Below are 25,061 nucleotides of genomic sequence, written 5' to 3'. Positions count from 1 at the left end.
TCGGTTCGGCGCTGGAGTTCATCGAATCACCCCGCCGCAGAGCTGGCAGCGGTCGACGTCCTCGGTCTGGTCGGTCTGCGGGATGCACTCGTGGGCGTCGACGACGACGCGGTCCTCCGCTCGCCCGCCGTCGGTGACGACGACGGCCTCGAGGGCGGCGGTGCAGCCGTCGCCGGGGCAGGTGTCGGGCGCGGTCTCGCCCGGTTCGAGCGTGAGCTCGCAGCCGTCGCGATAGCGGGCGATGCGTCCCGGTCGGACGTCGACGTCGGCGATGGCCTCGGCGGCAACCTTCCGAGGGTTCGGTTCGTCTCCGTAGTTCCGGACGATGTGGTTCACGTCCCGTCACCTCCCTCGAGGACGGTGACGTCGGTGACGTGACCGAGCGCGCTCCGGGCCTGGATCTCGTCGGGGTACTTCACGAGGTGCGCGTACGCCGCCAGCGTGAGTCGGTGCGGGACGAACTCCTCGGCGTCGAGCGTGTCGAGGTCCATCGCGCGGAACCGGAACGGGCCGCCGGTCTGTTCGTCCTGATCGACGACCTCGAACTCCGCGGTGTGCTCGGTTCGATCGAGCGCGTCGAGGTACGTGACCTGGACGCGAGCGCCCTCGATGCGCACGTACTTCGCGAGGTTCAGGAGGTTCATCTCGGGGGTCAGATCCTCGGGAGCGTACTCGGGGACCCGCGCGTCCGCGTTCCTTTCGCCGTCGGTGCTCACGCGCTCTCACCTCCGAGGTCCTCGTCGGTGGGGTCGCCATCCGACTGGACCTCCGGGGCGGGGATGGGATCGACGACGTCCCGGCCGCCGTCGGTCACGAGGTCGTTCGGGTCGGCGGCGTCGAGCTTGCCGGCGAGCGTGTTCTGGCGGACGTTCGCGGGCTGCTGGCGCTCGCGCTCGGTCGGCTCGTCGAACGTCGCGCCGCAGTCGTTGCACTTCCAGTCCTTCCGGGGGTCGTCCTCGCGGTTCGCTTCGGAGCCGGACGTGCGCCGGTAAAGCGCCGCGCCGGCGGCGTCGCACTCGGGACACGCCTGCGTGGTCCCGTGGCCGTCCGCGCTCATGCTCGCCCCCCGTCGTTGGCGACGTCGCCGTACTTCCGGCGGAGTGCGTCGAGTTCCTCCATGAGGTCGCTCGTCTCGGAGAGCGAGAGCCCGCTGACGTCGCTGAGGAGTCGCTCGGTGGGGTCGCGCTTGGTGTGGCCGTCCGCGAGCGCGTCGATGGCGTCGAAGACCGCCTCGATGTCGCGCTTCGGGATGCCGTTGTTCCGGCCGTAGATGAGGTCGCGGGCGTCGTCGTCGGTGAGCCCGGTCTGGCGGAGGCGTTCGAGGTCGTTCGCGAGGGCTTCGACGGCCTCGGCGGCGCGGCCGAGGGCCTTCAGGCGACCGACGAACTCGCTGGCGTCCATGGTGGTGACCTCGTCGACGACGACGCGGTCGGGGCGCTCGGTGACGTCGTCGACGAAGAGACGGTCGAGCGGGTTCGGTTCCTGGCCGCCGTCGGTGACGATCTCGTGGTCGGCGTACTGGAACGTCGGCGAGCTGATCGCGTACGTGCTGGCGTCGTCGACGAGCGCGTACTGGTAGGCCTCGTCGCTGTGGTCGTCGTCGCGGCCGACGTACTCGGTCTCCTGGCAGCCTTCGGCGAAGACGTTCCACTTGGCGGGGTTCGCGGGCGTCGGCGTGAGCGTGACGGCGCCGTCGCAGTCGGGGCAGTCGAAGTGCGCGTCGGTGCCGCCGAACCCGTAGAGGCCGTCGAAGTCCATCTCGGTGCTGCACTTGCACGCGACCGTGACGCGGTGGCCGCGCACGACGAGACCGTCGTCGCGCCACCACTCGAGGTGCTCGTCGTGCGGATTCGCGTGCGGCCCGGAGTTGTCGAAGCCGCCGTCCGCGAGAAGTCGCTGCTCGTCGTCCGGTTCTGCTCGGGTCGATGCAAGGGCTTCAAACCCCTGCAGGTCGTAGCATTTCATGGCTGCGTCGCCCACTTCGACGGAGCCCACGCGGGCCCGATGTGCTCGCATCGGGGCCCGCAGTTTTCGTGAGGACCCACGCTCGATGAGCGACGGGTCCGCGTGGAAGCTCGCGTCGTACACAGTCCCGTGCATGGGATGGCAGTTAAGCCTTATGCACAGTATAATGGATAGTATACACAGTATGTTGTAGCAAATAGGTGTCATGAAAACGCTCAAACCCCCGGAGTGTGGTGGAGGTAGTAATGCGGCCACCCCTGGCTTCTTGGATGACTCCTGTTGACCGCGATATTTTGGAGTTGTTCGAGAATCAGGGAGGGTCAGACGAACTACGATTGACTCCTCGGGTTGTAGCAGCCAACACCGATTGGGGGAGGGACGCGATTCGAAAACACCTTTTGACCCTCCGGGACGCCGATTTGCTCGAATACTACGACGAGGATGCTGGACTCTACCAACTCTCAGAACGCGGGCGGGCGTACCTCGCTGGCGAGGTCGACGTCGAGGAGCTCGAGGACGACGACGACGAGTGAGCGTCACGCGCGGACCTCCGTAATCTCGAGTTCTCCGAGCGTCGACTCCGCCCAGTCCGGCTGGACTGAGTCGCCCCCGATGCCCTGGAGCGAGTCGTCGTCGTAGCTCGCGACGAACTCCGCGACCGTCTCACCCCGATCACGCCGAATCCCGTACACGACCGTCCGCCCCTCGTACGAGAGCTCGACGCGCTTCCGATACTGTCGCCCATCCTCGATCTCGAGCCGGACGATCTCCCCCGACAAGGTCTCGATTTTCGCAGTGCGTGGCATACACCACTTCTTTCCATAGACACCTCTTCAACAGCAGAGCGAACATGCCACTTGACTAGGTAGACAGCCTAAAGTGATCCTTCTCGGGTATGAGCCTCTTCAAAGCGGAATTCAACTGGCAGCCACTTGGTGCCACTTTTACACGGAAATACGCCAATTTGGAAAAGTGCCATCAACGTCCTCTAGAGCCGAAGGGTTAGATTCCACAACATTCTGTCATATAAAGACTGGATCTTGGTGGAGGAACCTCATATCGAACAAAACCTTTCACCGTAGAGGAGATCACGACCGACAGACGATGAAGCATGCCAACCAATAGCGGGCCAAAGGACTGTTAACTTTTAACGGCCGCAAGTTTATAAGTTATGTCTTCAAATATATGGGCAAGATGACTACAAACCAGGTCGGCGTGGTGGACCTTTATTGTGGTGTTGGTGGTTTTTCTCTTGGGTTTGAAGTAGCAGACCTCTCGACAACAGTTGCGGTCGATAAGGATGAGACGATCCTCTCGACATACAAGGAAAACTTTCCAGACACTATTGCGAAGCAACTTGACTTAGGTACTTGCGAGACGACAGATATCCTACGAGATACTGGACTCTGCAAGGGAGACGTGGATATAGTGATTGGTGGACCACCATGTCAGGGCTTCTCAGTGATGGGGAAACGAGATAGCGACGATGATCGAAATGATTTACTCCTGAGCTTTGCCGACCACGTAGTCGAATTGTCGCCCGATTACTTCGTCATGGAAAACGTAGACGGGCTACTCCAAGGAGAGGCACGTGATTACTTAGATGAATTTCTAGGAATCATCAGGGATGGTGGGTTTGAGGTTCGTGAACCGATTAAAGTTCTGAATGCTGCAGACTTCGGTGTCCCTCAAAACCGAAAGCGCCTCTTCCTGTTGGGGAATAAGGAAGGCTTGCCTCAGCTTAACTATCCTATGGAGGACGAAGAAAGCCCCTCTGTAGAAGAAGCGTTCAAAGATCTGCCAGAGGGGTTGAATGACCTTTCGCTAGAGAATGGGCAATATAAAGGTCCACTCAATGCGCCGTCCGACTATGTCAAAGAGATCAATTCTTGGGAGCCGCTGGCCTCTGATACCCCAAATGGACTTACATCACTTGAAACGGTCAATCATTCCGAAGAAGTCCAAGAGCGATATGAGAATACTGAACCTGGAACGTATGAAGATGTCAGTCGGTACCGTCGGCTAGAATCGTGTAATCCCTCTACGACTCTCCGTGCTGGTTCGAGCAGAGATAGAGGAACACATACAGCTGCAAGACCAATACATCCGACTGAGCCCCGAGTTATTTCTGTTCGAGAAGCTGGTCGCCTGCAATCGTTCCCGGACTGGTTCCAATTCCACGAAACCAAATATTACGGGATGCGGCAAATTGGGAACTCCGTACCACCGTTACTTGCCTCAAAATTGGGCGAAAGGGTAAAGAGGGTGTTAGATGATGAAGTTACCAAGACAGCGATTTGAACAATGAATGACAGCAATCCCCCGGAAGCAAACGCGACGCCAGTCAAAGAATTTTTCGTAGACATACTAACACAGGACGTGGAATTGGTCGATACAATTCCAGAATTTGTTGATAATAGCATTGATGGGGCTGCTAGGCAGGTTTCGGAAACGACCGAATATCCCAACTATCGTTGCGTCATCGATATGGACTCTTCCTCTTTGGAGATCACAGACAATTGTGGGGGCATCCCTCTGGAAGTCGCCGAGGAATATGCATTCCGGTTCGGTCGACCCGATGGACTTGATCGTGAGATGCCCTCAAAAATTGGGGAATTCGGGATTGGAATGAAGAGATCACTATTCAAAATAGGCTCCTACTTTGAGATCGAATCCAAAACATCGGATTCTCACTACAGGATTGAGGTTAACATTGAGGATTGGTTGAATGACAAAGAAAAGTGGGACTTTCCCATTGAGATGCTCGACGAACAGTCTGACGGAGAATTAGATGAGGAAGGCACGCGAATTCTGATCACTGACCTCAGAGACAAACCGAGCGAAAAATTCGGGGATGAATCATTTGAAAGTGAACTCGCAGAAAAACTCACTTCGAAAAATAGGCAATATCTGAACTGGGGTTTCGAGGTAATTTTGAATCGGCAAAACTTGACGTATAGACAAATGGAAATCTTCCAATCAGACGAGCTTGAACCAGCATACGACGAATTCACCTTCCATACCAAAGACGGTGATGTTGATGTGAAGATTGTATGTGGACTCGGTGACAAGTCCAATCAAGAAGGTGGGTGGTACGTATTCTGCAATGGTCGTCTTGTGCTGGAAGCTGACGATACGGCAACGACTGGTTGGACTGGAGAGAAATCAGTCGAGTTCCTTCCAAAGTTCCACGGTCAATTTAACCGGTTCCGAGGGATGGTGTACTTCGAGAGTGATCAATCTGGCACATTACCCTGGAATACGACCAAGACGGGCGTAAACGAGGATTCAGAGGTGTTCCAAAAAGCTCGACAAAAGATGATTTCTATGGCTAGGCCAGTAATCAATTTCTTGAACACAGTAAGAGATCAACAGAGAGAGTTAGAAGATGAAGATGAGGAACCCGAGTTAGAGAAGAGGGTAACTCAATCCGAAAAAACGGATATCATGAGCGTCGAATCAGAGGATACTCAGAATTTCAAAGGTCCCTCCCCAAAGGAAGAAGAGGAAGAAAGCGCAGATGATACCTCACCGGGAACGGTTCGTTATACGAAGCCGAAGAAGGAATTAGAAAGAGCAATGGAGGAACTTGAAGTAAGTTCTTATCGAGCAGTCGGTGAGGCGACCTTTGACTACTTCTGGGAACTGGAAGGGATGGAGGAGTAATAGATGCCAAAGGCGTTTGAGGAGATCAATTACAGGCTAAGGCCTGCGAAAAGTGTAGAGAGAAACATGATGACCGATCTCCTCCTGCGTATACCTTCGGTGCAGCCCATGAGTCGTTACCGCTATATCGGATTTGGATCCCCATTCTTCACTGACGTAAAATCGTTCCATGAGAAGCTACACATAGATGATATAATTAGCATCGAACGGGAAGATGATGAGCGGGAGAGGTTCGAATTCAATAAACCATTCGACTGTGTCGACTTGAGATTCGGAAAGTCGACAGAGGTCCTCCCAGAGATAGAATGGGACGAACCAACGATCCTTTGGTTAGACTATACTGATCAACTCACTACATATATGCTGTCTGATATAAGAGAATTCGTTACTAATGCCCCCGAAGATAGCTTACTGTTCGTAACTATAAACGCTCATCCGAGTACGCCGAACCCCTCTGGAGATGATGGCGATAACCTAACTATGATGGAGAAGCTGGAGGAAAATCTTTCACGGGAGGTAATACCGGAAGACGTAACCAGAAAGGATCTCCGAGGATGGGGCTATGGAAAGGTCTGCAGGAGGATTATGTTAAACCAAATTCAAGAAAAATTCCTTCCTACGCGAAATGCCGGAACAACCGAGTCAGATTTGAGGTTTGAGCAACTGCTGAACATCAGATATAGCGACGGGGCGAAAATGAGGACTGTTGGAGGGATTCTTACACGGAGTGATATTACCCAAACAGAATTAGGTCCGAACCTTGACGAAATCTCGTATGTTAAACGAGGAACGGAGGCCTACAACCTTAAAACTCCCACCCTCACCTTTGACGAAATGAGGAGCTTGAACAAGCAACTCCCAACAGATCCGAGCAATATTGATTCCCATGCCCCAAACCGCCACGTGGAACGGTATGCCGAACTATACCGATATTTTCCCAAATTTGTAGAATCCGAGATCTAGATATCTTCTGTTGTGAGTCGGTTTCAATAAGCAAGTTCTAGCGGGGCCAAAATATAGAATTTGCTAGATGAGGCGGTGCTTTGGCTTTCAAACGAGGTCGTATTCTGTATATCTGCCACCACCCTCCTTCTCGACGAGCCCCTCGCGCTGCATCGAGTTGAGGTAACTCCGAAGCGTGCGATCAGCCTTCGGATCCGTCGCACGCTTGCGGTACTCCGCATACAGGTCGCCCGCCTGGATCGGGCCCTCCTCCCGGACGACCTCGTAGAGGATGCGTTGGTGCGTACTCAGTTTCTCGATGTACCTGGAGGCGATCTCGTTCCGTGCGGCGTCGGCGACGTCGTCGACGACGTCGATCATGATCTCCTCGTCACGGAGGTCGAAGCACTGTTTCGCGGCGCGCCGGAGTATCGCGATGGCGAGGCGTGCATCGCCGGCGGCCTTATCCGCGATGTACCAGATCGTCTCCTCGTCGATGGAGCCTGGGAGAAGTCCGACCTCGGCGCGCTTCGAGAGGATGTCGGCGAGCTGGTCGTCGCCGTACGAGTCGAACTCGACGTGCCGGAACGTCCGGATGCGCTTCTGGATTCGCGTGTCGCAGTTGATGAGGAGGTCGTCGTAGTTCACGCAGACCAGCGCGGTCGTCACGTTCGGCACGCTGTAGAGCGCCTGGATGATCTGCTTGTCCTCGAGGACGTCGGCTTCGTCCAGAACGGCGACAAACTCCTTGTCCATCTCGCGTAGCCGCTCGATCAAGACCGTCCGCGCGTTCGCTCGCGGATCCAGGGGAGCGCTCCGGTCGGACGCACGAACGAGGCCGGCGAGCGCGCCCGTACTCGAGTTCGCCCCGATGCAGTCCACGAACCCGGTCTCGACGTCGAGTCTCGCCTCCTCGAGCTTCCGTAGAACGTACCGGGTCGTCGACGTCTTCCCAGCGCCGGACGGACCGGTGACGATGACGTCCTCGAACAGATTGCTCCGTCCACCACCGAGCGCCGCGGTGAGCGCGTCGATCTCACCGTCGCGGTGTACGAGCTCGCTCGGGACGTGCTCCTGTCGGAGAGCGCGACCGTTCTGTATCATACTCCAGTCTCTGTGAGAGGCAGGAATGTAAGCGGGATCCAGGCGGGGTGAAAGTGAAAGTGAAACAATGGGATAGCACTGGCCAGAATACCTAAATTATTGGCGCGGAAGGAATCGTCTGTCGAATGATTGAACTGAGTAACCTAGAAGAGGACATCCTCTCCTTAGCAGCCCACGAACCAGACTACACAGAGCGCGAACTCGCAAGAGAATTAAATTGCTCCATTACCGAAGTCGAAGACGTTCTGGAAAAATACGGTGATAAGGTCGACGACGAGGAAGTAAAACCACGAGACGAAATCAAAGGAAAGTCCTCTGGCGGCTCGGTACTACTCTGGCTGTTTCTCCTGCCCTTCAAAATCTGCTGGTGGGGATTCGTATTTAGCATCAAGGCGATGTTTTGGATGCTAGAAGTGAGTATCGGGATCATGTTCTGGTTCCTGGGACTCATATTCGGATCACCCAAATCTGAGGACAACAGCTGAGAATACACCGTCAATAGCGAAGGATAAGATCTCATGGCCGATTCAAGTAGGCAGGAAGATATAGATCGGCTCCCTGAGGCCGAGACCATCAAGAGCGATTATTCAAGAGGGACGTTTGTCGATTTCGAAATAGCCTTTTATACCTTAATCTTAACAATCGTCCTCGCATATCCGGAAGATTCGACTGTCTATCAGAGTTTGAAAATACTACTGATAGGACTGGCTCTTCTCACAATAATTCGCCGCGCAGTGGTGATGACGACGTATTATACCGATGGTACCGGTTTTATGACTTGGTCGAAAGAGCTGATGACCGAAATCAGCGCGTTGGGATTCATATATGCATTGATGAAAATTTCGGAGATTGTCTCGACTACTTTCCAGTATATCGGGCCAACACAGGCTTGGTTTGCTCTTACGATCGGGGCTGCAATGACGCCGATGGCACTCAGGATTAAGTTCGCAAGACAGGATGTTCGATATTACCAAACGATTCTGGCAACTCAAGAAGCGAATAGGCATCCGATTAGTTACTGGCGGCGGATCAACCGGAACCGAGCTATCAGGTCAGCACGGAAGTTAGAGCTACCAGAGGAGGACGTTCCTGAATCGGTTAAAAAGCTCCGAGAGATGAAAGACCGGCGGGTAATCCCATATCTTGGAGAGACTGCTCAATTGATTCACGGACTGTTTCTCGGAATGACTCGAAGATCCTTCGGCGTCTTATTTGGATGGCTCATTTTTGGGAATCTCCTAACGTCTCTACTACTGTTTGGTGTTACAACATTGTTAGCGTCTCAAGTGTTCATGTTATATCGAAGGTACGGATTAGAAGAAATGGACGAAAGACCAAGTAGATTTACCAGAAGGCTGATTCAGAATGCAGGTGTGATTTTCGCACACTTCATTGTCTTAGGGTAACTGATTTATGACTCAATCGCTCAGTGCACTCACGCCCGAATTATCCATGAGGTTCATCGCCCGCTGTGCAGCCAAGCGTTCTACTGGTTCACAATCCTCGAGTTGAGAGAGATCGCCTCTGTCGTCCGTTGGTCGAATTAAGATAGCACCATCGCCGAGGGTATCCACAGCGAGAGTCCCGTTGAAAGTTACCTCGTCGCCCCCCTCCTCGGCGTACCCGTTTCGACGAAGCCAGTTAATAGGAAGCGACAGGTACCCGCTTCCGTTCATCCCCTGGATTGTGCGGAGGTCAGTCATGGTATGTACTGATTGTCGGGTGCTAGCTACTTATCCTCGAGGTTTCCTTAAGGATTCGTTGAGGTTTCCTTTAGGTTTCCGGACATCTTAGCGACCGTGTGGTAATGCGCGGGTGACGCCGTCGGGAGCGACCCGAGGGCGCGACCCCTACCCATGACTGGTAGAAATCACCCGCCAGCGCGCGGGAACGACCCAGCAGTCGCGAGCGACGACGAGCTCGCGCGCGAACGCCGCGAAGAGACCACGTTCGACGATCTCGACGTCCAGGAGGGACGAGCGGACGTCATCGACTACGGTGACGTCCCCACCGACGTCGTCGACGAGCAACCCGCACAGCCCGACCGGCCGCTTCGCCACGTCCGCCCCGACCTCGAGACCGGCGCGGATGGAGGACGGGCATGACCGACAGTACGCCCGATCGGTTGCGGGCCCTCGGTCACGCATCGATGTCCCTCGCGGCCGTCTGCTTCGGCGGTACCGCCGCGGCAGTCCTGGTCACGAACGGCGGAGTCGGTCTCCCCGAGCTCGGTCTCGCCGCCGGCGCTATCCTCGGGGCCGCCGCGTTCGCCCTCAACTTCGCCGGTGAGGCCGTCGCGGACCTCAACAGCGAGACGGACGAAGACAACGTCACGGTCGGAGACGCCGGCGCGAGCAAGGAGGCCGCAGCATGACGGACGTCGACCCCGGTGACGTCGCCGACGCCGTCGAAGAGAACGGCCTCGAGGCCGTCCGCGAGGACGCGATCGTCGACGCGCTCCGCAGCAACGACGAGCGAGGTGGAGCATGAGGGGGCGTCGCTTCCTCGCCGCGTTCCTCGCTGTCCTCGTCGTCGGCAGCGCCGGCGCCGTCGCCGCCAGCGAGCTCGTCGTCAACCACGAGTCCGACGTCGCGCCCAACCCCGAGACGTCCACGTGGGTCACCAAGAGCGCGCACGACGTCGGCGACGCCCCCACCGACTACGAGGGCGACAACGGCGAGACCAAATCGCTCAACGCGAGCGTGAACGCCTCGTACGACAACCCCTACCGGTACACCGCGACCGACGTCAACTTCTCCGATCGGGACGCCTTCCCGCACGACAAGAGTGACGTCTCCGCGATCGACGCCGGCGAGTGGGCCGACTCCGGCCTTACGAGCTCGGACGTCGAGACCGCGCCCGGCGTCGACGCCGTCCGCTTCTCGACGAGCGGGACGATGACGAGCGGCGACTCCGCATCCTCGACGTTCAACAACTTCACCGTGACGAGCGACGAGAACAAGCGGATGCTCCAGCTCGTCCTCGACGTCGAGAGCGTCGACTCCGCCGCCACCGTCTACGTCAACGTCACCGACGCCGACGGCGACGTCAAGTCCGCCGTCGTCGACCCCGACCGCGCCAGCGGCGAGGACCTCATCGGGAACGCCACCGGCGAGGGCCTCATCTACCAGCGCCAGCTCGGCAAGATGGACACCGACGGCTCCGGCGACGGCAACTTCGACGACGTCGAGAGCGTCACCGTCGAGGTCGTCGACGGCGACGCCACCCTCGAGGTCGCCGGCCTCAACCTCGAGAAGATGAGCCAGTGGTCGTTCGGCGACAAGCTCGCCGACACCGACGGCGACGACGAGCTCGAGACCACCACCATCCACGAGACCAAGACCGGCGGCGACCTCGAGCTCGAGGCCGTCGACTCCGTCGGCAGCGCCCTCCAGGGCGCCACCATCAACGACCTCCGCGTCGCCATGCAGTTCCGCGCGAGCGACCTCTCCACGGCCGACGAGAAGGTCAACGTCTCCCAGAGCGACCAGTACCCCGCGTACGCGGGTACGTCCACGGTCTACTACCGCCTGAGTCTGCCCGACGCCTACGACCTCGGCTACGCGAACGCGAACCTCACGGACACCCAGACGGTTACGAGCGACCGCCTCATGTCCGTCGAGTACGCCGAGGGCACGGGAGACACCAACTTCTCGGACATCTCCAGCTGGACCGACAAGACCGGCGCCTACGGCAACGAGGGCACGAACGTCACCGTCGACGACACCCTCCAGCCCGGCCAGAACGTCGTCATCAAGTATCAGATGAAGCTCACCGACAGCGAGCTCCAGGCGATCGCGTCGTCGCCCGGCGGTGGCGGCCCGATGGCACAGGAGAGCGGCGGCATCTGGGACACCATCTTCGGGCTCCCCGGCGCCATCGCGTCCATCCTCGGGATCGCCGGCATCCGCAAGAAGTTCGGAGGGTAGACCGATGGCTACCGACTGGATTGCCCAGTACGAGCGCATCAAGACGGCCGTCGGCGGAGACGGTGGCCCATCGGCCGTCATCCAGCGCGTGCTGTTGCTCCCCATCATCGCGTTCGGGCTCCAGACCGCGAACATCATCGAAGCCGTGACGTCGTTCTTCATCGAGCCGACGACCGCGCTCATCGGTGGCATCAGCAACGACGTCATCGGCGAGCTCCTCGGCGGCGTCGGGAACATCCTCGGCGCCGGCGCCGGCGCCAGCGCCGACGGCGTCGACGCCTTCTGGGTGCTCGGCTTCCCCGCCTCCATCGCCGTCATCCTCGCCGGTGGGTACCTCGTCGCGCGCTACCTGAGCGAGGACTCCACGGGCGACACCATCCCGTTCAGCTTCACCGACTTCCCGCTCATCGGCACCGAGGAGGACTCGGACAGTTAGACCGATGGCCCGACCCAGCCGACGCAACGCACTCGCGACCGCGCTCGGCTCCTGGAGGGCCACCTACGACGATCGCCTCGAGGTGACCGCGCGTGGCGCCTGACTGGTTCGACAAGCACAGTCAGTATACCAGCGACAGCTTCCCGTTCCTTCAGCTCGGGAAGCTCGCTGCGGCCACCGTGGGCGCCGTGACCCTCGCGGTGACCTCCGGCGTCGCCGACGTCCTGGAGGCCAACTTTGCGCTCCCGATCGGCGCGTTCAACTGGCTCACCCGAGCCGGCACCACGCTCGTCACCCGCATCCTCGAGGGCGCTCCCGTCGCCAGCCAGCTCTCCGGCCACGCCAGCGACGGCGTGCGCCGCGTCGGCGGCGTCGGCGACGCACTCGCGCAGGCCTTCCGACAGACCGCCAACTCTGGTATCTTCGACGGCTTCTGGGGGTTCGTCCTCGCGGTCGCCGTCGTGCTCGTCCTCGGCTACGCGGTCGCCTGGGGGGTGACTCGCCTTGTCCAGTAGCGGCGACGACGACGGCACGCTCTCGCGGCTCCGCGTCCTCGAGGCCTACGTCGGCGAGCTCATCGCGCTCGCGAAGTTCTTCGGCACGAACCCGGTCGGCCGGCTCGGGCAGGTCGTCGGCACGCTCCTCGCGGCCGTCGCTATCATCATGGCGCGCACCACCGCCGGGTTCGTCGAGAGCGCCACGACCGCACTCGCCACCGCGTACCGTGCGATCGGTGACGGCGGCGGCGAGCTCGGCGACGTCGTGCTCGCGGCGCATCGCCAGCTCGTCGACCTCAACAACCAAGTTCTGTTGGGGCTCGTCGACGCCACCGGCCCGTTCGCCGCGCCGATCGTCGCTGGCCTCATCGCGCTCGAGCTCGCGCTCCTCGGCGTCGTCCTGAAGCGCGCCCTCGAGGCGCTCCTCACCGCGATCGGAGGAATCAACCCATGACCGAAGACACCGACTCCCGGCTCGCTCGCGCCGTCACGCACCCGTTCACCACCGTCACCGCCGGCCTCGCGTGGGTCTGGGGGTTCATCGACCCCCTCAACGCGCTCCTCACCGTCGGGTGGCAGCACGTCGGCGCGCTCGCCGGCGCCGCCGGCATCGCCGAGAGCTACTTCGTCGGCGAGGTCGCGTGGCTCGCGAACGTCCCGGTCCAGCAGATCGCGATGGTGCTCGCGGTGCTCTACCTGATTCGGCGCCTCATGCCGGTCTGGCACTCCCTCGAAGACCGATTCCTATGAAACATGACAGACACATCCACGATACGAACGAATCGCACGCCGGCGGCGGTGGTCGCACGTGATCGTGCGCATCGTCGCCGGCCTGATAATCGTCGTCCTCGGCTACGCCATCATCGGTGCCTGGCTCGATCGACGCTCGGGCGAAAGCCCCGACCGCACCGCCGAGCGCGTCGGCGACCGCATCCAGGCGGTCACCGCCGGCGTGCTCTCCGTCACCCGCGTCTTCGTCCTCACGGTCGCCGGCCTCGCCTTCATCGTCCTCGAGCAAGGCGCGTCCACCCTCGCCGAGGGCCCGCTCATCGCCGTCGACCTCGCCACGATCGGGCTCGGCTACGCCGCGCTCACGGGCGACCTCGGCCTCGACGCGAACGGCTTCGCCATCCTCGCGCTCGTCGCCGTCATCGTCGGGGTGGTCTGGCGTAATGCCTGACCTCGGTGCAATCCCACCCGTCGCCCGGTACGCCGTCGCTGCGGCCATCATCCTCTGGCTCGCGTGGCGGACGTTCGTCCGCTTCATGATGCCCGAGGACGACGACGACCCGAGCGTCGACGTCGGCGGTGACTGGTTCCTGTTCCGCGCGAGTGGCCCCGCGCTGGTGGCGCTGGCCGCCGGCGTCGCGGCGCTCCTCGTCGGCCCCGACCTCCTCACCGCCGACTGGGGCTGGCGCGTCTCCGCGATGCTCGTCGTGCTCGTGGGCGCGTGGGGCGTCGGCAAGTGGAGGAACCCCTAACAGACATGACTAATCGAACGTTCATCGCGCTCGGCGTGCTCATGCTCGTCGCCAGCGCCACCATCGCCGTCGTCGCCGTCGACGGCGCCGGCGCCGGCGCCGGCGCGAGCACCACGTCGAACGACACCGCCGACTACAGCCTCGAGGAGCTCCGCCAGGGCGGCGTCAAGCCCGCGGGCGCTCCCGACTCCGCACGCCAATTCTCCTGGGGATTCGTCTCCGTCCGGCACTCCGAGCCGAACCCGATGGTGCCGGGATGGAAGTACCTCGAGTCCGGGTCGACCGTGAAGACCGACGAGCTCACCGTCTACTCCGGGCGCTTCGGTGACGTCGACGACATGGACGCCGAGCTCGTCGTCGTCTACTACGACACCGAGCGCGTCACCGTCCAGGACGGCAACACCACGCGCCGCGAGACCGTCGTCGCGAACCAGACGACCGAGCGCAAGGAGATCGACCTCCAGAGCGGCTACGCGACGACGAACGTCTCGCTCCAGAGCCACTACGACGACTCGAAAGAGGTCACCATGTGGCTCGAGAACGGCGACGGCGACCCCCTCGAGGGCGCGCGATGGACGTTCACCCACCGGAGCATCCCGACCACCCAGAGCATCGGTTTCAGTACCTGGGGCGGCCTCTCCATGTTCCTTTTCTGGAACGTCATTGGGCCGGGCATCCTCGGCACGCTCGCCGGGTTCAAGCAGGGCCACAGTATGCTCAAACAGGCCGGACGCGGCCCCGGCCTCGGCCTCGGCGGCTGGGGGTTCATCGCCATCGTCGGCATCATCGGCGTCGCCTGGACCGCGTGGTACGACCTCGCGGTCGTGCTCACGACGCTCCCCATCATTTCCGGGCTCACGATCGCCGCGGTCGCGTTCGTCGCCTACCTCGAGGTCGGCGGCGGCGAGACAAAGCGCGCGCTGTTCCGCCGGGACGAGCTCGGCGACGCCCAGAGCCCCACCGGCGAGGACGCCAAGCACGTCACCTATACCGAGACGGATCGGTTGGAGTTCGTCGAGACCGACGACGGCGACCTCATGCCCGTCAAGCCCGGCATCCTCCCGTTCATCGCGCGCTGGCGAGGCACCGCACCCACGCTCTCGGTCGACGAGCTCCAGACGCGACTGGAGAACCAGGGCGACGCCAGCGACGTCGAGTTTGTCGCCGACCCGCTCGAGGACGAGGCCGTTCACTATACGGCGCCGTCGCTCGGGTTCGACCTCGCGCTCAGTAGCGAGCTCGACGACGACGAGCTCGAAAGCCTCGAGGACCGCCCCGAGTGGGCCAAGAGCGCCGCCCGCATCAACTGGGGCCGCATCGCCTCGCTCGTCGCGCTCCCAACGGTGGCGTTCTACGCGACCCGCGCGTACTTCGGGCTCTTCAGCGCGGCGTCTCTCGCCGCGCTCGCGACGTTCCTCGTGCTCGCCATCCGCGTCGACACCGGGAGCGTCAACTTCGAGCCGGCGCCGTACCACCAGCTCAACGCCCGCGCAGCCGTCGCCGAGGGACGGACGACCTACGACGACGCGAAAACGATCGAGGCGCTCGAGGAGATCGCGTGGCGCGAGCAGAGCACGACCGCCCTCGAGGCACGGGCGCTCGCCTCGCGCCGTGACAAGACCGTTACCGAGCGCATGAACGAGGGCGACCTCGGCCTCGAGGACGACACCAGCACCGACGTCGACGAACAGAGCGACCGCGCTCGCGAGGACGAACGCGAGCGCCAGCGCCGTCGACAGTCACCCGACCCCGACGACGAGGACTTGGTGGTCGCCGATGACTGATGTTATCCTCGTATCCGGGATGGGTCTCGGTACCTCGGTCGCTGCTGCGTGGTATGCGGCCAGAAAGAGTGAGGGGAACGACGATGACTGAGGGCGAGTCACTGGTCGACGACGTCCTCGCGTTCACCGCCGTCTTCGCCGGCACCTACGTCGTCATTTCGCTCCTCGGATTCGCGTTCATCGCGCTCGTCCACGTCACGTTTGGGGGGAGCATCGGCGCCTGGATCGTGATGGTTCCGGCGTGGGCCGGCGTCGTCACCCTCGTCCAGGTCGTCGCAATCGAGAACGCTCAGGAGGCCAACCATGCCTGAGGCCATCCACGCCGACGAGGCGCCGACGCGACCGGCGCTCCTCACGCTCCTGCACGACCAGCGCGTCCTCCTGGAGGGTGACGACGACCGCGTCGAGTACGGCCTTCGCGACGGCTTCCCCGATCGGCGCGCCGCCATCGATTGGTATCAGCGCGCCACCGTCCGCACGCTCGGCTATCTCGCCGACGCCTGGAGTCCCGTTGACCTCGCTCGCGACCGCGTCCTTATCACGGCGCTCGTCACCGGCCCCGAGCGCCGTACGTTCGTCGACGACTCCAGCGAGCTCCTCGGCGCCGACGCCGCCCGCGACTACCGCGACCGCCTCGAGCGCAACCTCGTCCTCCCCGCCTCGCATCGCGCGTACAACGACCTCCGGCGCCGCAGCGGCGAGTATATCGAAACCCAGGACGGCGACGAGACCGACGTCAACCCGGCCGACATCGACCCGAGCGGCCAGGACCACGTCGCGATGCGCCCCGGCTTCCAGCAGGCCGACGACCGCCAGCATCGCGCGCTCGCCCGGCTCTGGGGTGGCTTCGACGATGACCGCGCCCTCATGGACTGGCTCCACGAGCTCAACGCCGCCACGAACGGCGCCGTCGACGAGGAGCTCCCCGCGCAGGTCGGCCGCGACGAGGTCGCCCGCCAGTTCCTCCTGGACGTCGACGTCGACGACGAATCCCACGCCCGGCGCTACCGCGAGCGGTTCGCGGTCCACACCTTGCTGCCCGCGTTCGTCCGCGGCATCAAGCGCATGAGCGCCGGCGAGCTGGCCCAGCAATCCAAAGACGGCCTCACCTTCGCACAAGGCTAACATGAGCACTCACGACACCAACACGACCACGACCGACACGAACGGCAGCGCCGAGTGGAGCCCGCCCGACGACTACGACTGGGGCGAGGGCACCCGCCAGGGCCGTCGCATCCTCGAGGACGAGGACGTCGACGACGCGCCCGAGTGGTGGACCGATGCCTACGAGATGCGCATGCGCTTCGGTATCCCCGCATTCGACCCCGACGCCCACGACCACGAGGTCTACCCCGACACCCTCATCCACGAGAAACCCGCCGACGAGTGGACGTCGAGCGGTGGAACCAACTGGCTCAAGGTCGGCGAGAAGGGCTGCGGCAAGTCGACGGACAACCTCAACTGGGGCATCCGCCTCATGGACGAGAACGACGAGACCGTCGTCTGGGCGGCCTCACCGCACCGCAGCGAGTGGCTTCCCGTCCGCGACTACGTCACGCTCTGGCTCCCCGCGAACGCCTCTGTGGACGCCTCGTGGGTCTACGACGCCACCGGGCGCGAGCCCGAGGACGTCGACGACATCGCCGACCTCGTCCGCGACGTCCGCTACTACGACGACGTCCTCGAGTGTGCCGAGGCCATCCAGCGCCACCCGAACGGCACGTTCAACGTCGTCTACCCCGACCCGTCCTTCTCCGGGTGCGAGGAGCTCACCGCCGCGTCCTCGAGGACCGGCGAGACGCTCCCGTTCACGCCCGAGTGGCACGCGATGGGCGACGAGGGCGGCACGCCCCTCACGCACTGGTGGGTCGCCTACTGGCTCGCTCGCGTCGACGAGGTCACCAACCGCGACTGGACGAGCGTCATCTACGACGAGTTCCATCACCTGTTTCGGTCAGACACCGAGCAGGACGCACACCGATCGTACCGCAAGATGGTGGTGTGGTGCGAGGCGTTCGACGACTCCCGGCGCGCCCGAGCGAGCTGGTTCGGCGTCATCCACCGCGAGAACAAAGCGCACTGGATGCCGCGCGAGGAGTTCGACGTCCGTATCGATATGCCGGACGGCACACCGAACCCGCGCAGCGGGCAGGCTCGCTCCATCCCGCAGGGGTTCTCGACGGTACCGATGTACGCCGACATCATGTCAGACCGAAAGGTCGGTCGAGCCATCATGTACGACCAGAGCGAGTTTAGCCCGTACGCCTGGACGGACGTGAAGGCCGGTACCGAGAGCGAGGACCGGAAGCTCGTCCTCGAGCTCGGCGAGCCCGACGACGCCGACGACGATCGTGGCGACGACGCCGAGGACGGCCTCCAGTACGATCGGGGCGTCTGGAACCGCTGGCAGCGCAACGACAAGGACCGCCTCTACGTCTCCGACCCCGGCGACGGCTACATCGACCTCACGAACGGCGAGGTCGTCGAGCGCCTGGAGAGCCCGAGCGAGGCGCTCGCGTTCGACGGCACCGAGGTCGTCGACGGCGAGCGCGTCGTCTGGATGGAGGACCTCGGCCGCAGCGAGCGCGTCGTCGTTGCTCGCATCCCCATCCCGAGCATCGGCCTCGAGGGCACGCCCGGCCTTGAGGACGACGACGTCGACGACGATCGTGGCGACGACGTCGACGACGCGGACAATACTGACCGGCCAGCGATCGTAGCCGCGGACAATAGTGACCGCGCCGAGCTCGAGGACGATCGGGACGACGCAGAGACCACGCTCGGGAGCGAGCGCCCGCACGGGGAGGGCCTCGACGAGGACGACCTCGACGTCGACGACGTCGAGAGCGCTGCGGAGGTGATTCGCCGTGGATAGATTCGCGAATCAGCCGACGGCACCGGGGTACCCCCGTCGCCGGCGCTCGCGGCGCGGCGGCCGGCCTCGCTCGCCCTCATACGCGCGCGTATCGAGAGCGAACGCACGGGGGGGCACGCATAAACACGCCTCTGGGCGTTCGCCCCAACGCGCGAGCGCGCCGTCGCTGGCCAACCCCATACGCGGGCGCGGCCTCGCGGCAATCGCACAGGCGCGGCTCCGCGGGGTTCGCGCACCCGAGCGGTTCGCGCGTATCCACGCTCGTGGGTTCGCTCGTGCGCTTCCACGCGGGAACGCTCGTGCGGACGGAGGTGCGTGGACGTGAGCGACCGCAGCCGGGCGCTCGTGCTCGCTCTCGTGCTCGTGACGTCCGTCGTCGCCGGCGCCGGCGTCGCGCCAGCACTCGCCGCCTCGAGCTCGGCGCCGTCGTCCCTCGACGCCTCGAGCGCGACCTCGCCGCCCGACGGCATGACCGTCATCCCCGACGGCAACATCCAGACCGTCCAGCCAGAGAACGGAACGCTCCCGATCGACGCCAGCGACCTCCGCGGCGAGGTCCTCACCACCGACCACCCCGAGACGCTCAACGTCACCGTCACCACGCCCGAGCAAGCCGACGAGCTCGCCGGCGAGAACACGAGCGTCTTCCAGAGCGGACAGGTCGCCATCATCCTCGAGGACCGCGCGAACCACGACGGCCGCCGCATCGCGATGAACGCAAAAGCCCTCGAGACCGCCCTCGGCTACCAGCCCCGCGTCATCCACGGCGCGCACTCCTCGGGCGAGACGTGGCGCTCGGTCGCCACCTACTCGGACGGCTTCATGGAGTTCGGCGTCGAGAAGTTCTCGACGAACACCGTCACGTTCGACGGCACGCTCTCGCTCTCCTCACCGAGCGCGACGAGCGGCAGCACGTACACGTACGACGTGAACGACGTCGACGCCGTCACCGACTACAACGTCTCGGTGACCGGGCAGACCGCCACCGAGTGGGACAACGAAACCGCGCTCCTCGCGAACGGCGAGAGCGGCACTGTCTCGCTCGCCGGGAACGCGCCCCTGCGCGGCCCCGGCACCGACGGCGCGCCCGTCATCGTCCTCGAGGGGCAGCGCTCGACGACGCTCGACTCCTGGACCGGCACCACCGCCAGCGACGACACGATCGTCGTCGACGGCAACCAGCAGCCCGAAGACGAGAACATTACCTTTACCGGGAGCACGTCGACGACGTCCGACTCCGCGAGCGCCACCGCCGCCACGACCGGCCAGACGACGAGCGTCGACGTCAACGGCAACCTCGCACCCACGGACCCGACGGTCACCTTCACCGGCTACAGCACGACGACGGCCGACTCGGTCGCCTTCACGGGAGCGGGGAACGGCGCGAGCAAGAGCATCGACGTCAACGGAAACCTCGCCCCGACCGACGAGAGCGTCAGCTTCACCGGGAACACGCAAACCACGTCTAACGACCACTCCGGTTCTTCCCTCTCGCTGGACGCCAGCGATGGTATCTCAGTGACCGGGAACATCGACCCGACCGGACCCGCGAACAACAACCCCGAGGTCTCCGTGACGGCGAACCAAGGAACCCATCAAAGTTGGGACGGCACCGACGACATTTTCGCTCGTGCGTTCGGTGATTGGACGCCTGAAGCAGAGCTTACTAACGTCCCCGATGGACGACTGTCAGCGGTTTCCTTCAAGACTCGAGACGGTTGTGCAGACCTCGGTCAGATAACCACTGATATTTATGTGGTAGAGGAGGGTGCTGATACTGATTTCAACGACGGGACCAAGGTTGCGGACGGAGCCACTTTCGAGTATCAATCTGGATGGATGACCCTTCAATTCGATACTCCGACTGACGTCTCGTCTAACAACATAGCGGTCAGGTTCGACACGCAAAGCACCGAAAACGGCGGGAGCTGTAACTTCCTAAGCGACGAATCCCCGACCGACACGCGGCATACCTACACGTCGGGCGGGAGTACGTACACGAGCAGCAAACAGGTTGCCATCCGAGTCATCGGCGGGCCGTCGTCGGTCTCGGTCTCCGCGAACGGCGAAAACAGCGCCAGCGCGTCCATCGGTAGCCTCGAACCGGGCGAGACCCAAACGACCGGCTTAAACATCGGCTCCAGCGCGTCATCGCTTACGTTCTCGGGCGGGGCCCTCGGTTCGATAGATTACACCCTCACCAAGACCGACCGGACGGCGACCGAAAACCCGAGCATCGACGTCGACGGCGACGGATCGCCCGACGCCAGTTACTCGGGTATCCTCACCGAGGGCGAGACCGTCACGCGGTCGTTCGACCTTTCGACAACCGACTCCACCGTCGACGTCCAGCTCGCCGACGGCACCGTCGACCTCGACGCCTCATGGACCGAGAACACCGCCACCGAGAACCCGAGCCTCGACGTCGACGGCGACGGCAACAGCGAGGCCTCATATGCGGGCATCCTCAACCAAGGCGAGACCGCCGAGGTCGCCGTCAGCGAGTGGACGACCTCGGTCTCGAGCGTCGAGCTCAACGTCGGCTATCAAGCCGACTACACGCTCGACTGGAACGAACGCACCGCCACCGAGGACGTCGGCGTCGACGTCGACGGCGACGGCTACGACGACGCCAGCGTCGACGGCCTCCTCAAAGAGGGCGAGACCGCCTCGCGGACGCTCGACCTCTCCACGGGGAGCAACACCCTCGGCTGGAGTGGGACCGGCCCGAGCGCCGACTACGAGCTCGAGGCGACCGAGGTCAACGTCACCGAGGACCCCGACGTCGACGTCGACGGCGACGGCACCTACGAGGTCACGCACTCCGGCCTCCTCACCGACGGCGAGACCGTCGAGTACGACGCCAGCGAGGTCACGCGCTCGACCGATGCGCTGGACGTCGTGACGAACGCCGCCGAGGTCCGCGTCACCCTCGAGGTCCAGGAGGTCACCGAGACCGAAGACCCCACCGTCGTCGTGAACGGGAACGCGACCGACTACACCGGCCGCCTCGCGGACGGCGAGACCGCGGACCTCACCACCGACACCGCCTGGGTCCAGGAGGGCACCAACGACGTCGAGATACAGCTCGCCAGTGTCTCCGCCGACGCCCCACAGCCCTCGGTCGGCTTCAACTACAGCCACGGCGCGCAAGCGTCCCAGACCGTCGACTACGAGGCCACCCAGTGGACCGAGCGCTACAGCGTCTCGAAAAACTACGCCTCCTCGACGAGCGGCGCCGAGCTCACCATTCCGTTCACCGGCGAGGTCGTCGAGGTCGGGAACCTCGAGATGCGCACGAACGGCAGCACGTGGAGCGACGTGGAGAGCGCGGACTACTCGCTCGAGAACACCACGCTTACCGTCTCACTCGGCGAGGTCGGCGCGAACACCAGCGTCGACGTCCGCTCGGAGGGCCGGAAGGTCGACGTCCAGAACGGGAGCATCCAGGTGCTCGAGCCGACGACCGACGGCTCGACGCTCGACTCCCGCATCAAGCTCGAGAGCTGGGCGGGCGACTCCGCGATCGTGCTTCCGCACGACGGCGATGAGACGCTCGTGCGCTACTCGAGCAACGAGAGCTGGACGGGCGCGGACTCCCGGCAGGTCATCCAGCACGATGGCGACAGTCGCCTCGAGCTCCCGAACGCGCCGGAGGGTGGCGAGGCGCGCGTCTCAACCATCCCCGTCGAGGTGAACAGCGAGGGCGACGTCGTCCTCGAGGTCGAGGACCCCCGCAGCACCGAACCCCAGTTCGTCGTCTCACCCGGCGACCACGCCGGCGACGAGGTCGCGTTCACCTACCTCGAGGCGAAGGACGGCGCGAGCTACGTACTGTGGTCGGTGACCGACGGGATCGCGCGAGACTCCGGGACCGCCAACTCGCCGATTACGCTCGTCGACGACGACTCCAGCGAGGTGCTCGTCTTCGAGCTCGACGACGACGAGGAGACCGACCCGCTCAGTAGCCCGGCCGACGTCTCCGGCCCCGGCGGCCCCGTCGAACAGGAGTCCAGCGGCGGCAAGACCGTGCTCCTGTTCGCGACGTGGGTCGCCGCGGTCCTCGGTACGTGGTTCGTCGCCCGGAGCCTCGGTCGTGGTCGCGACGACCGCCGCCGCATCGGCATCCCGTTCGCCGGCTCCATCGCCATCCCGCGCCGGAGCAAGACGCTCCCGTTCGGCGTCGCCGTCGGCGGCGGCCTCTTCATCATGGAGAGTCTGAGCGGTGGAGCAATCTCAGCTGGCATCGGGCGAGCAATCTCCGCGTTCGCCATCAGCTCCCGCGAGGTCATCCCCGGCGTCGTTATCATCGTCGTGATCGGCGCCGTCTACATCGTCTACTCGTACTTCAAGCCGCGACCCATCAACCTCGGAGGTGACGGCAATTGACGTTCGCGGCGCCGTTGCTCGTCGGCGGCCTCCTGGAGGCCATCGGCGTGCCGGGGAGCATCGCGGTGCTCGCGACCGGCGTGGTCGCCGTGAAGCACCTGCGCGACGGCCTCACCATCGCGGCAGCCGTCGGCCTCTGGCTGCGCTTCGGCGCCGTCCTCGTGCTCGTGGGGCTCGTCGCGGTCTCCGGCGTCGTTCCGGGGTTCCGTCTCGTCGTCGACCTCGGCGCGATCGCCGACGCGATCGCGTGGTTGCTCGAGAGCGTGGACCGCGGCCTCGAGGCCGCCCGCGGGGTGCTCCCGTCGTGAACCCGCTGGACCTCCACGAGCTGTAGACGGGAGCTCCCGCAGCGGGAGCGCGGTCACTATTGTCCAGTTCGTCGACGTCGACGACGCGGCCACTACTGTCCTCGCGTCCATCGCGACCAGCGATGGATTAGAAAATTATTTTCTATTCGTCGGGAGCGACGCGGACGTCGTCGACGACCTCGACGTCGACGCCCTCGAGGCGCTTGCTGGCAGCCTCGGCGAGTTCCTGGCGCTGCGCGACCGTGAGGTCGTCGCGACCGAGGACGTCCTCGACGAACGCCACGGCGCCGGTGACGTCCTCGCAGGCGTACGCCACGGCGTCGCTGCGGTTCGCATCGTAGTACCGCGAGGCCGCCTCTATCGCGTCGTATCGCCACTCATTGCCGTCGCCGGTGCGGATGCGGACGCTTCCCGGTATCTCGCTGGTGCGGGTCATGCTCGTGTTCACGAGCGCCTGACGGTAGTTCTCTGCGGTGACAAAAGCTTGTGAGATATATAAAGAAAGTCGCGAACCGTGTTCGTCGACGAGCTCGGCGCCGGCCCGATCGGGGCGCTACCCCCGCGCTCGTGAACACGACGGTTGGCCTCGAGCCCAGACTCGTGTTCATATTCGGTCGAGCCGGTCTCTCGACGTGCGACCCCCTGGGTTGTCGTATAGCTTAGTCCGATTCTGTATTTAGAACCCAATGAACAACAAGCACGGACCAGTAAACTCTGCCAAGAATATCTTCGTAGGTCGAAATAGTGGCGTCCTGAGCGATTACGGGGATTATAGCGTGGGCTACCATCATAGATATCACTAATCGGTTTCCTGCATCTGTTATCATCTCTTCTAAAAGTAGTGACAACGTCTGACTAGTAAATATAATCTGTTCAGGGACAGAGACCTCTGTGCCCTCAGAAGTATTATTTAACTCCTGGAATTCTTCAAAAGCTGGTTCGTAATCAGAATTTTCCAGATACTGCTTATAGTTTTCATTCGAAAGTGCGTCTTCAATCAGGTGCTCCGCCTCGTCCAGTTGTTCGTCAGAGAGATTCTCTACCTCAATCTGAAGTTCAGAAACGTCTTGAGTTATCTTCTGCAGTTGCTCATCCAATTCCTCCATATTATATCCAACTGAAGGACCCATAGCCCCAACCAATAATCGAGTTATCATAAATCATCCGCTGGAGAAACCCGACGGGCCAAGTTGGTCTCTTTGAAGTTATCTAAAACCCCAACAGAAACCATGGTTTGTTGTACGCTTTCTTGCGGTTTCACACCCCTTCTCTGTATTTCCCCTCCTCAGACAAAGAGGGAAGAAAATAGAAATGGAGTTGTGATTTATGAAACCGACAGAGAACCGCTGAACTACCGGTTTCAGACTTATGGTAAGGTATCGAACAGTTTTCCGAGCCGGTTCTTCGTACTTCACGTATACTGTATAGAAGCAACCAAATACTATGCCTGGAGCTCTCTCTGATGTAGATAGGCTCCCGAAGGGAGCCGTTGAGATTTTTGCGCTAGCAAAAATCGACCCCAGTTCATACTCATCCTGCCCGCGCGGCGGCCGGTTCGGGGGGTGGTCCGGCGCCGATCTCGAGCTCGCGGCGCCGGTTCGCGGGAGAAACAGCAGTTCAGCAACAACTACGCCCGAAAACAAGCATCAGAGGATAGAGCAGCCGCTGGGGTCCACCCGCTACGA

Annotated in this window: 30 protein-coding genes; 21 read left to right on the top strand and 9 right to left on the bottom strand. The window is 62.3% G+C overall.

All coding sequences use genetic code 11. The features are described from left to right. Positions 1-18 precede the first annotated feature (18 nt). Genes G9C85_RS00265 through G9C85_RS00250 form a run of 4 tightly spaced genes read right to left on the bottom strand, consistent with a single transcriptional unit; the run spans position 19 to position 1,965 of the window. Positions 19-336, bottom strand: coding sequence for a hypothetical protein (locus G9C85_RS00265; protein ID WP_166036173.1), 318 nt, complete (start codon positions 334-336; stop codon positions 19-21). Beyond that, positions 333-716: a hypothetical protein gene (locus tag G9C85_RS00260; RefSeq protein ID WP_166036172.1), complete on the bottom strand. Its 384-nt coding sequence runs from the start codon at positions 714-716 to the stop codon at positions 333-335. The genes G9C85_RS00265 and G9C85_RS00260 overlap by 4 nt, the downstream gene beginning before the upstream one ends. Then, complete coding sequence (locus G9C85_RS00255; protein WP_166036171.1) at positions 713-1,057, bottom strand: hypothetical protein; 345 nt, start codon at positions 1,055-1,057, stop codon at positions 713-715. The genes G9C85_RS00260 and G9C85_RS00255 overlap by 4 nt, the downstream gene beginning before the upstream one ends. Further along, positions 1,054-1,965 (bottom strand): hypothetical protein, encoded by a 912-nt coding sequence (locus G9C85_RS00250; RefSeq protein WP_166036170.1) that lies wholly within the window; start codon positions 1,963-1,965, stop codon positions 1,054-1,056. The genes G9C85_RS00255 and G9C85_RS00250 overlap by 4 nt, the downstream gene beginning before the upstream one ends. A 269-nt stretch (positions 1,966-2,234) precedes the next feature. On the opposite strand from G9C85_RS00250, the gene G9C85_RS00245 reads away from it, so the two are divergent. Next, positions 2,235-2,498: an ArsR family transcriptional regulator gene (locus tag G9C85_RS00245; protein ID WP_166036169.1), complete on the top strand. Its 264-nt coding sequence runs from the start codon at positions 2,235-2,237 to the stop codon at positions 2,496-2,498. Between the two features lie 3 nt (positions 2,499-2,501). Here G9C85_RS00245 and G9C85_RS00240 read toward each other — a convergent pair whose 3' ends face one another. Next, positions 2,502-2,771: a hypothetical protein gene (locus tag G9C85_RS00240; protein WP_166036168.1), complete on the bottom strand. Its 270-nt coding sequence runs from the start codon at positions 2,769-2,771 to the stop codon at positions 2,502-2,504. Positions 2,772-3,159: 388 nt separating this feature from the next. Here G9C85_RS00240 and G9C85_RS00235 point away from each other — a divergent pair, with 388 nt between their 5' ends. The 3 genes from G9C85_RS00235 to G9C85_RS00225 are packed head-to-tail and all read left to right on the top strand — an operon-like array spanning position 3,160 to position 6,594. After that, positions 3,160-4,266 carry a DNA cytosine methyltransferase gene (locus G9C85_RS00235; protein WP_166036167.1) on the top strand — a complete coding sequence of 369 codons (1,107 nt, stop codon included), beginning with the start codon at positions 3,160-3,162 and terminating at the stop codon, positions 4,264-4,266. A 3-nt stretch (positions 4,267-4,269) separates the two neighbouring features. Continuing rightward, positions 4,270-5,631, top strand: coding sequence for an ATP-binding protein (locus tag G9C85_RS00230; RefSeq protein WP_166036166.1), 1,362 nt, complete (start codon positions 4,270-4,272; stop codon positions 5,629-5,631). A gap of 3 nt (positions 5,632-5,634) precedes the next feature. Next, entirely contained in the window at positions 5,635-6,594 is a 960-nt protein-coding gene (locus G9C85_RS00225) for an O-methyltransferase (RefSeq protein WP_166036165.1), read from the top strand. 87 nt (positions 6,595-6,681) lie between these two features. Here G9C85_RS00225 and G9C85_RS00220 read toward each other — a convergent pair whose 3' ends face one another. Beyond that, positions 6,682-7,677, bottom strand: coding sequence for a Cdc6/Cdc18 family protein (locus G9C85_RS00220; protein ID WP_166036164.1), 996 nt, complete (start codon positions 7,675-7,677; stop codon positions 6,682-6,684). A gap of 125 nt (positions 7,678-7,802) precedes the next feature. Here G9C85_RS00220 and G9C85_RS00215 point away from each other — a divergent pair, with 125 nt between their 5' ends. Together G9C85_RS00215 and G9C85_RS00210 are read left to right on the top strand one after the other, a co-directional pair. After that, positions 7,803-8,162, top strand: a complete 360-nt coding sequence (locus G9C85_RS00215) for a hypothetical protein (RefSeq protein ID WP_166036163.1) — start codon at positions 7,803-7,805, stop codon at positions 8,160-8,162. A 33-nt stretch (positions 8,163-8,195) separates the two neighbouring features. Next, positions 8,196-9,083 carry a hypothetical protein gene (locus tag G9C85_RS00210; RefSeq protein ID WP_166036162.1) on the top strand — a complete coding sequence of 296 codons (888 nt, stop codon included), beginning with the start codon at positions 8,196-8,198 and terminating at the stop codon, positions 9,081-9,083. 12 nt (positions 9,084-9,095) lie between these two features. Here the strand turns inward: G9C85_RS00210 and G9C85_RS00205 are convergent, their stop codons facing one another. After that, a complete protein-coding gene (locus G9C85_RS00205; RefSeq protein ID WP_166036161.1) occupies positions 9,096-9,380 on the bottom strand; it encodes a hypothetical protein in 285 nt (94 codons plus the stop codon). Between the two features lie 153 nt (positions 9,381-9,533). Between G9C85_RS00205 and G9C85_RS00200 the strand changes: the two genes are divergently transcribed. The 15 genes from G9C85_RS00200 to G9C85_RS00130 all read left to right on the top strand — a co-directional run bounded on the left by G9C85_RS00200 (position 9,534) and on the right by G9C85_RS00130 (position 23,376). Further along, on the top strand, positions 9,534-9,782 hold the full coding sequence (locus tag G9C85_RS00200) for a hypothetical protein (protein ID WP_166036160.1): 249 nt from the start codon (positions 9,534-9,536) through the stop codon (positions 9,780-9,782). Then, positions 9,779-10,051: a hypothetical protein gene (locus G9C85_RS00195; protein WP_166036159.1), complete on the top strand. Its 273-nt coding sequence runs from the start codon at positions 9,779-9,781 to the stop codon at positions 10,049-10,051. The genes G9C85_RS00200 and G9C85_RS00195 overlap by 4 nt, the downstream gene beginning before the upstream one ends. Positions 10,052-10,163: 112 nt before the next feature. Further along, a complete protein-coding gene (locus G9C85_RS00190; RefSeq protein WP_166036158.1) occupies positions 10,164-11,606 on the top strand; it encodes a hypothetical protein in 1,443 nt (480 codons plus the stop codon). Positions 11,607-11,610: 4 nt separating this feature from the next. After that, positions 11,611-12,042: a hypothetical protein gene (locus G9C85_RS00185; protein ID WP_166036157.1), complete on the top strand. Its 432-nt coding sequence runs from the start codon at positions 11,611-11,613 to the stop codon at positions 12,040-12,042. A 92-nt stretch (positions 12,043-12,134) separates the two neighbouring features. After that, positions 12,135-12,557 (top strand): hypothetical protein, encoded by a 423-nt coding sequence (locus tag G9C85_RS00180; protein WP_166036156.1) that lies wholly within the window; start codon positions 12,135-12,137, stop codon positions 12,555-12,557. After that, positions 12,547-12,993 carry a hypothetical protein gene (locus G9C85_RS00175; protein WP_166036155.1) on the top strand — a complete coding sequence of 149 codons (447 nt, stop codon included), beginning with the start codon at positions 12,547-12,549 and terminating at the stop codon, positions 12,991-12,993. Before G9C85_RS00180 ends, G9C85_RS00175 begins: the two co-directional genes overlap by 11 nt. Next, on the top strand, positions 12,990-13,289 hold the full coding sequence (locus tag G9C85_RS00170) for a hypothetical protein (protein WP_166036154.1): 300 nt from the start codon (positions 12,990-12,992) through the stop codon (positions 13,287-13,289). Before G9C85_RS00175 ends, G9C85_RS00170 begins: the two co-directional genes overlap by 4 nt. Before the next feature lie 58 nt (positions 13,290-13,347). Then, on the top strand, positions 13,348-13,719 hold the full coding sequence (locus G9C85_RS00165) for a hypothetical protein (protein ID WP_166036153.1): 372 nt from the start codon (positions 13,348-13,350) through the stop codon (positions 13,717-13,719). Beyond that, the gene (locus G9C85_RS00160; RefSeq protein ID WP_166036152.1) at positions 13,712-14,020 is read left to right on the top strand and encodes a hypothetical protein; all 309 of its coding nucleotides are present in this window, start codon (positions 13,712-13,714) and stop codon (positions 14,018-14,020) included. The genes G9C85_RS00165 and G9C85_RS00160 overlap by 8 nt, the downstream gene beginning before the upstream one ends. A gap of 5 nt (positions 14,021-14,025) precedes the next feature. Continuing rightward, positions 14,026-15,804: a hypothetical protein gene (locus G9C85_RS00155; RefSeq protein ID WP_166036151.1), complete on the top strand. Its 1,779-nt coding sequence runs from the start codon at positions 14,026-14,028 to the stop codon at positions 15,802-15,804. Between the two features lie 83 nt (positions 15,805-15,887). Further along, positions 15,888-16,115 carry a hypothetical protein gene (locus G9C85_RS00150; RefSeq protein WP_166036150.1) on the top strand — a complete coding sequence of 76 codons (228 nt, stop codon included), beginning with the start codon at positions 15,888-15,890 and terminating at the stop codon, positions 16,113-16,115. Continuing rightward, a complete protein-coding gene (locus G9C85_RS00145) occupies positions 16,108-16,929 on the top strand; it encodes a hypothetical protein (protein WP_166036149.1) in 822 nt (273 codons plus the stop codon). The genes G9C85_RS00150 and G9C85_RS00145 overlap by 8 nt, the downstream gene beginning before the upstream one ends. A gap of 1 nt (position 16,930) precedes the next feature. Further along, positions 16,931-18,679, top strand: a complete 1,749-nt coding sequence (locus tag G9C85_RS00140) for a hypothetical protein (RefSeq protein WP_166036148.1) — start codon at positions 16,931-16,933, stop codon at positions 18,677-18,679. A gap of 321 nt (positions 18,680-19,000) precedes the next feature. After that, positions 19,001-23,068 carry a hypothetical protein gene (locus G9C85_RS00135; protein WP_166036147.1) on the top strand — a complete coding sequence of 1,356 codons (4,068 nt, stop codon included), beginning with the start codon at positions 19,001-19,003 and terminating at the stop codon, positions 23,066-23,068. Beyond that, positions 23,065-23,376 (top strand): hypothetical protein, encoded by a 312-nt coding sequence (locus tag G9C85_RS00130; RefSeq protein ID WP_166036146.1) that lies wholly within the window; start codon positions 23,065-23,067, stop codon positions 23,374-23,376. Before G9C85_RS00135 ends, G9C85_RS00130 begins: the two co-directional genes overlap by 4 nt. Before the next feature lie 142 nt (positions 23,377-23,518). On the opposite strand, the gene G9C85_RS00125 is transcribed toward G9C85_RS00130, so the two are convergent. Beyond that, positions 23,519-23,812, bottom strand: coding sequence for a hypothetical protein (locus G9C85_RS00125; protein WP_166036145.1), 294 nt, complete (start codon positions 23,810-23,812; stop codon positions 23,519-23,521). Between the two features lie 223 nt (positions 23,813-24,035). After that, positions 24,036-24,506, bottom strand: coding sequence for a hypothetical protein (locus tag G9C85_RS00120; protein ID WP_166036144.1), 471 nt, complete (start codon positions 24,504-24,506; stop codon positions 24,036-24,038). Positions 24,507-25,061: the final 555 nt, after the last annotated feature.

The sequence above is a fragment of the Halorubellus sp. JP-L1 genome, from assembly GCF_011440375.1.
Classification (GTDB): Archaea; Halobacteriota; Halobacteria; order Halobacteriales; family Natrialbaceae; genus Halorubellus.
This window is presented reverse-complemented; position numbering and strand designations above follow the sequence as displayed.

Excerpts from the sequence above, each read along its gene's own strand:
- G9C85_RS00255 (WP_166036171.1), bottom strand. The coding sequence starts at position 1,057 with ATGAGCGCGGACGGCCACGGGACCACGCAGGCGTGTCCCGAGTGCGAC.
- G9C85_RS00230 (WP_166036166.1), top strand. The coding sequence starts at position 4,270 with ATGAATGACAGCAATCCCCCGGAAGCAAACGCGACGCCAGTCAAAGAA.
- G9C85_RS00220 (WP_166036164.1), bottom strand. The coding sequence starts at position 7,677 with ATGATACAGAACGGTCGCGCTCTCCGACAGGAGCACGTCCCGAGCGAG.
- G9C85_RS00155 (WP_166036151.1), top strand. The coding sequence starts at position 14,026 with ATGACTAATCGAACGTTCATCGCGCTCGGCGTGCTCATGCTCGTCGCC.
- G9C85_RS00170 (WP_166036154.1), top strand. The coding sequence starts at position 12,990 with ATGACCGAAGACACCGACTCCCGGCTCGCTCGCGCCGTCACGCACCCG.
- G9C85_RS00210 (WP_166036162.1), top strand. The coding sequence starts at position 8,196 with ATGGCCGATTCAAGTAGGCAGGAAGATATAGATCGGCTCCCTGAGGCC.
- G9C85_RS00225 (WP_166036165.1), top strand. The coding sequence starts at position 5,635 with ATGCCAAAGGCGTTTGAGGAGATCAATTACAGGCTAAGGCCTGCGAAA.
- G9C85_RS00245 (WP_166036169.1), top strand. The coding sequence starts at position 2,235 with ATGACTCCTGTTGACCGCGATATTTTGGAGTTGTTCGAGAATCAGGGA.
- G9C85_RS00145 (WP_166036149.1), top strand. The coding sequence starts at position 16,108 with ATGCCTGAGGCCATCCACGCCGACGAGGCGCCGACGCGACCGGCGCTC.
- G9C85_RS00215 (WP_166036163.1), top strand. The coding sequence starts at position 7,803 with ATGATTGAACTGAGTAACCTAGAAGAGGACATCCTCTCCTTAGCAGCC.
- G9C85_RS00195 (WP_166036159.1), top strand. The coding sequence starts at position 9,779 with ATGACCGACAGTACGCCCGATCGGTTGCGGGCCCTCGGTCACGCATCG.
- G9C85_RS00140 (WP_166036148.1), top strand. The coding sequence starts at position 16,931 with ATGAGCACTCACGACACCAACACGACCACGACCGACACGAACGGCAGC.
- G9C85_RS00250 (WP_166036170.1), bottom strand. The coding sequence starts at position 1,965 with ATGAAATGCTACGACCTGCAGGGGTTTGAAGCCCTTGCATCGACCCGA.
- G9C85_RS00205 (WP_166036161.1), bottom strand. The coding sequence starts at position 9,380 with ATGACTGACCTCCGCACAATCCAGGGGATGAACGGAAGCGGGTACCTG.
- G9C85_RS00240 (WP_166036168.1), bottom strand. The coding sequence starts at position 2,771 with ATGCCACGCACTGCGAAAATCGAGACCTTGTCGGGGGAGATCGTCCGG.
- G9C85_RS00120 (WP_166036144.1), bottom strand. The coding sequence starts at position 24,506 with ATGGGTCCTTCAGTTGGATATAATATGGAGGAATTGGATGAGCAACTG.
- G9C85_RS00235 (WP_166036167.1), top strand. The coding sequence starts at position 3,160 with ATGACTACAAACCAGGTCGGCGTGGTGGACCTTTATTGTGGTGTTGGT.
- G9C85_RS00150 (WP_166036150.1), top strand. The coding sequence starts at position 15,888 with ATGACTGAGGGCGAGTCACTGGTCGACGACGTCCTCGCGTTCACCGCC.
- G9C85_RS00160 (WP_166036152.1), top strand. The coding sequence starts at position 13,712 with ATGCCTGACCTCGGTGCAATCCCACCCGTCGCCCGGTACGCCGTCGCT.
- G9C85_RS00185 (WP_166036157.1), top strand. The coding sequence starts at position 11,611 with ATGGCTACCGACTGGATTGCCCAGTACGAGCGCATCAAGACGGCCGTC.
- G9C85_RS00125 (WP_166036145.1), bottom strand. The coding sequence starts at position 23,812 with ATGACCCGCACCAGCGAGATACCGGGAAGCGTCCGCATCCGCACCGGC.
- G9C85_RS00200 (WP_166036160.1), top strand. The coding sequence starts at position 9,534 with ATGACTGGTAGAAATCACCCGCCAGCGCGCGGGAACGACCCAGCAGTC.
- G9C85_RS00190 (WP_166036158.1), top strand. The coding sequence starts at position 10,164 with ATGAGGGGGCGTCGCTTCCTCGCCGCGTTCCTCGCTGTCCTCGTCGTC.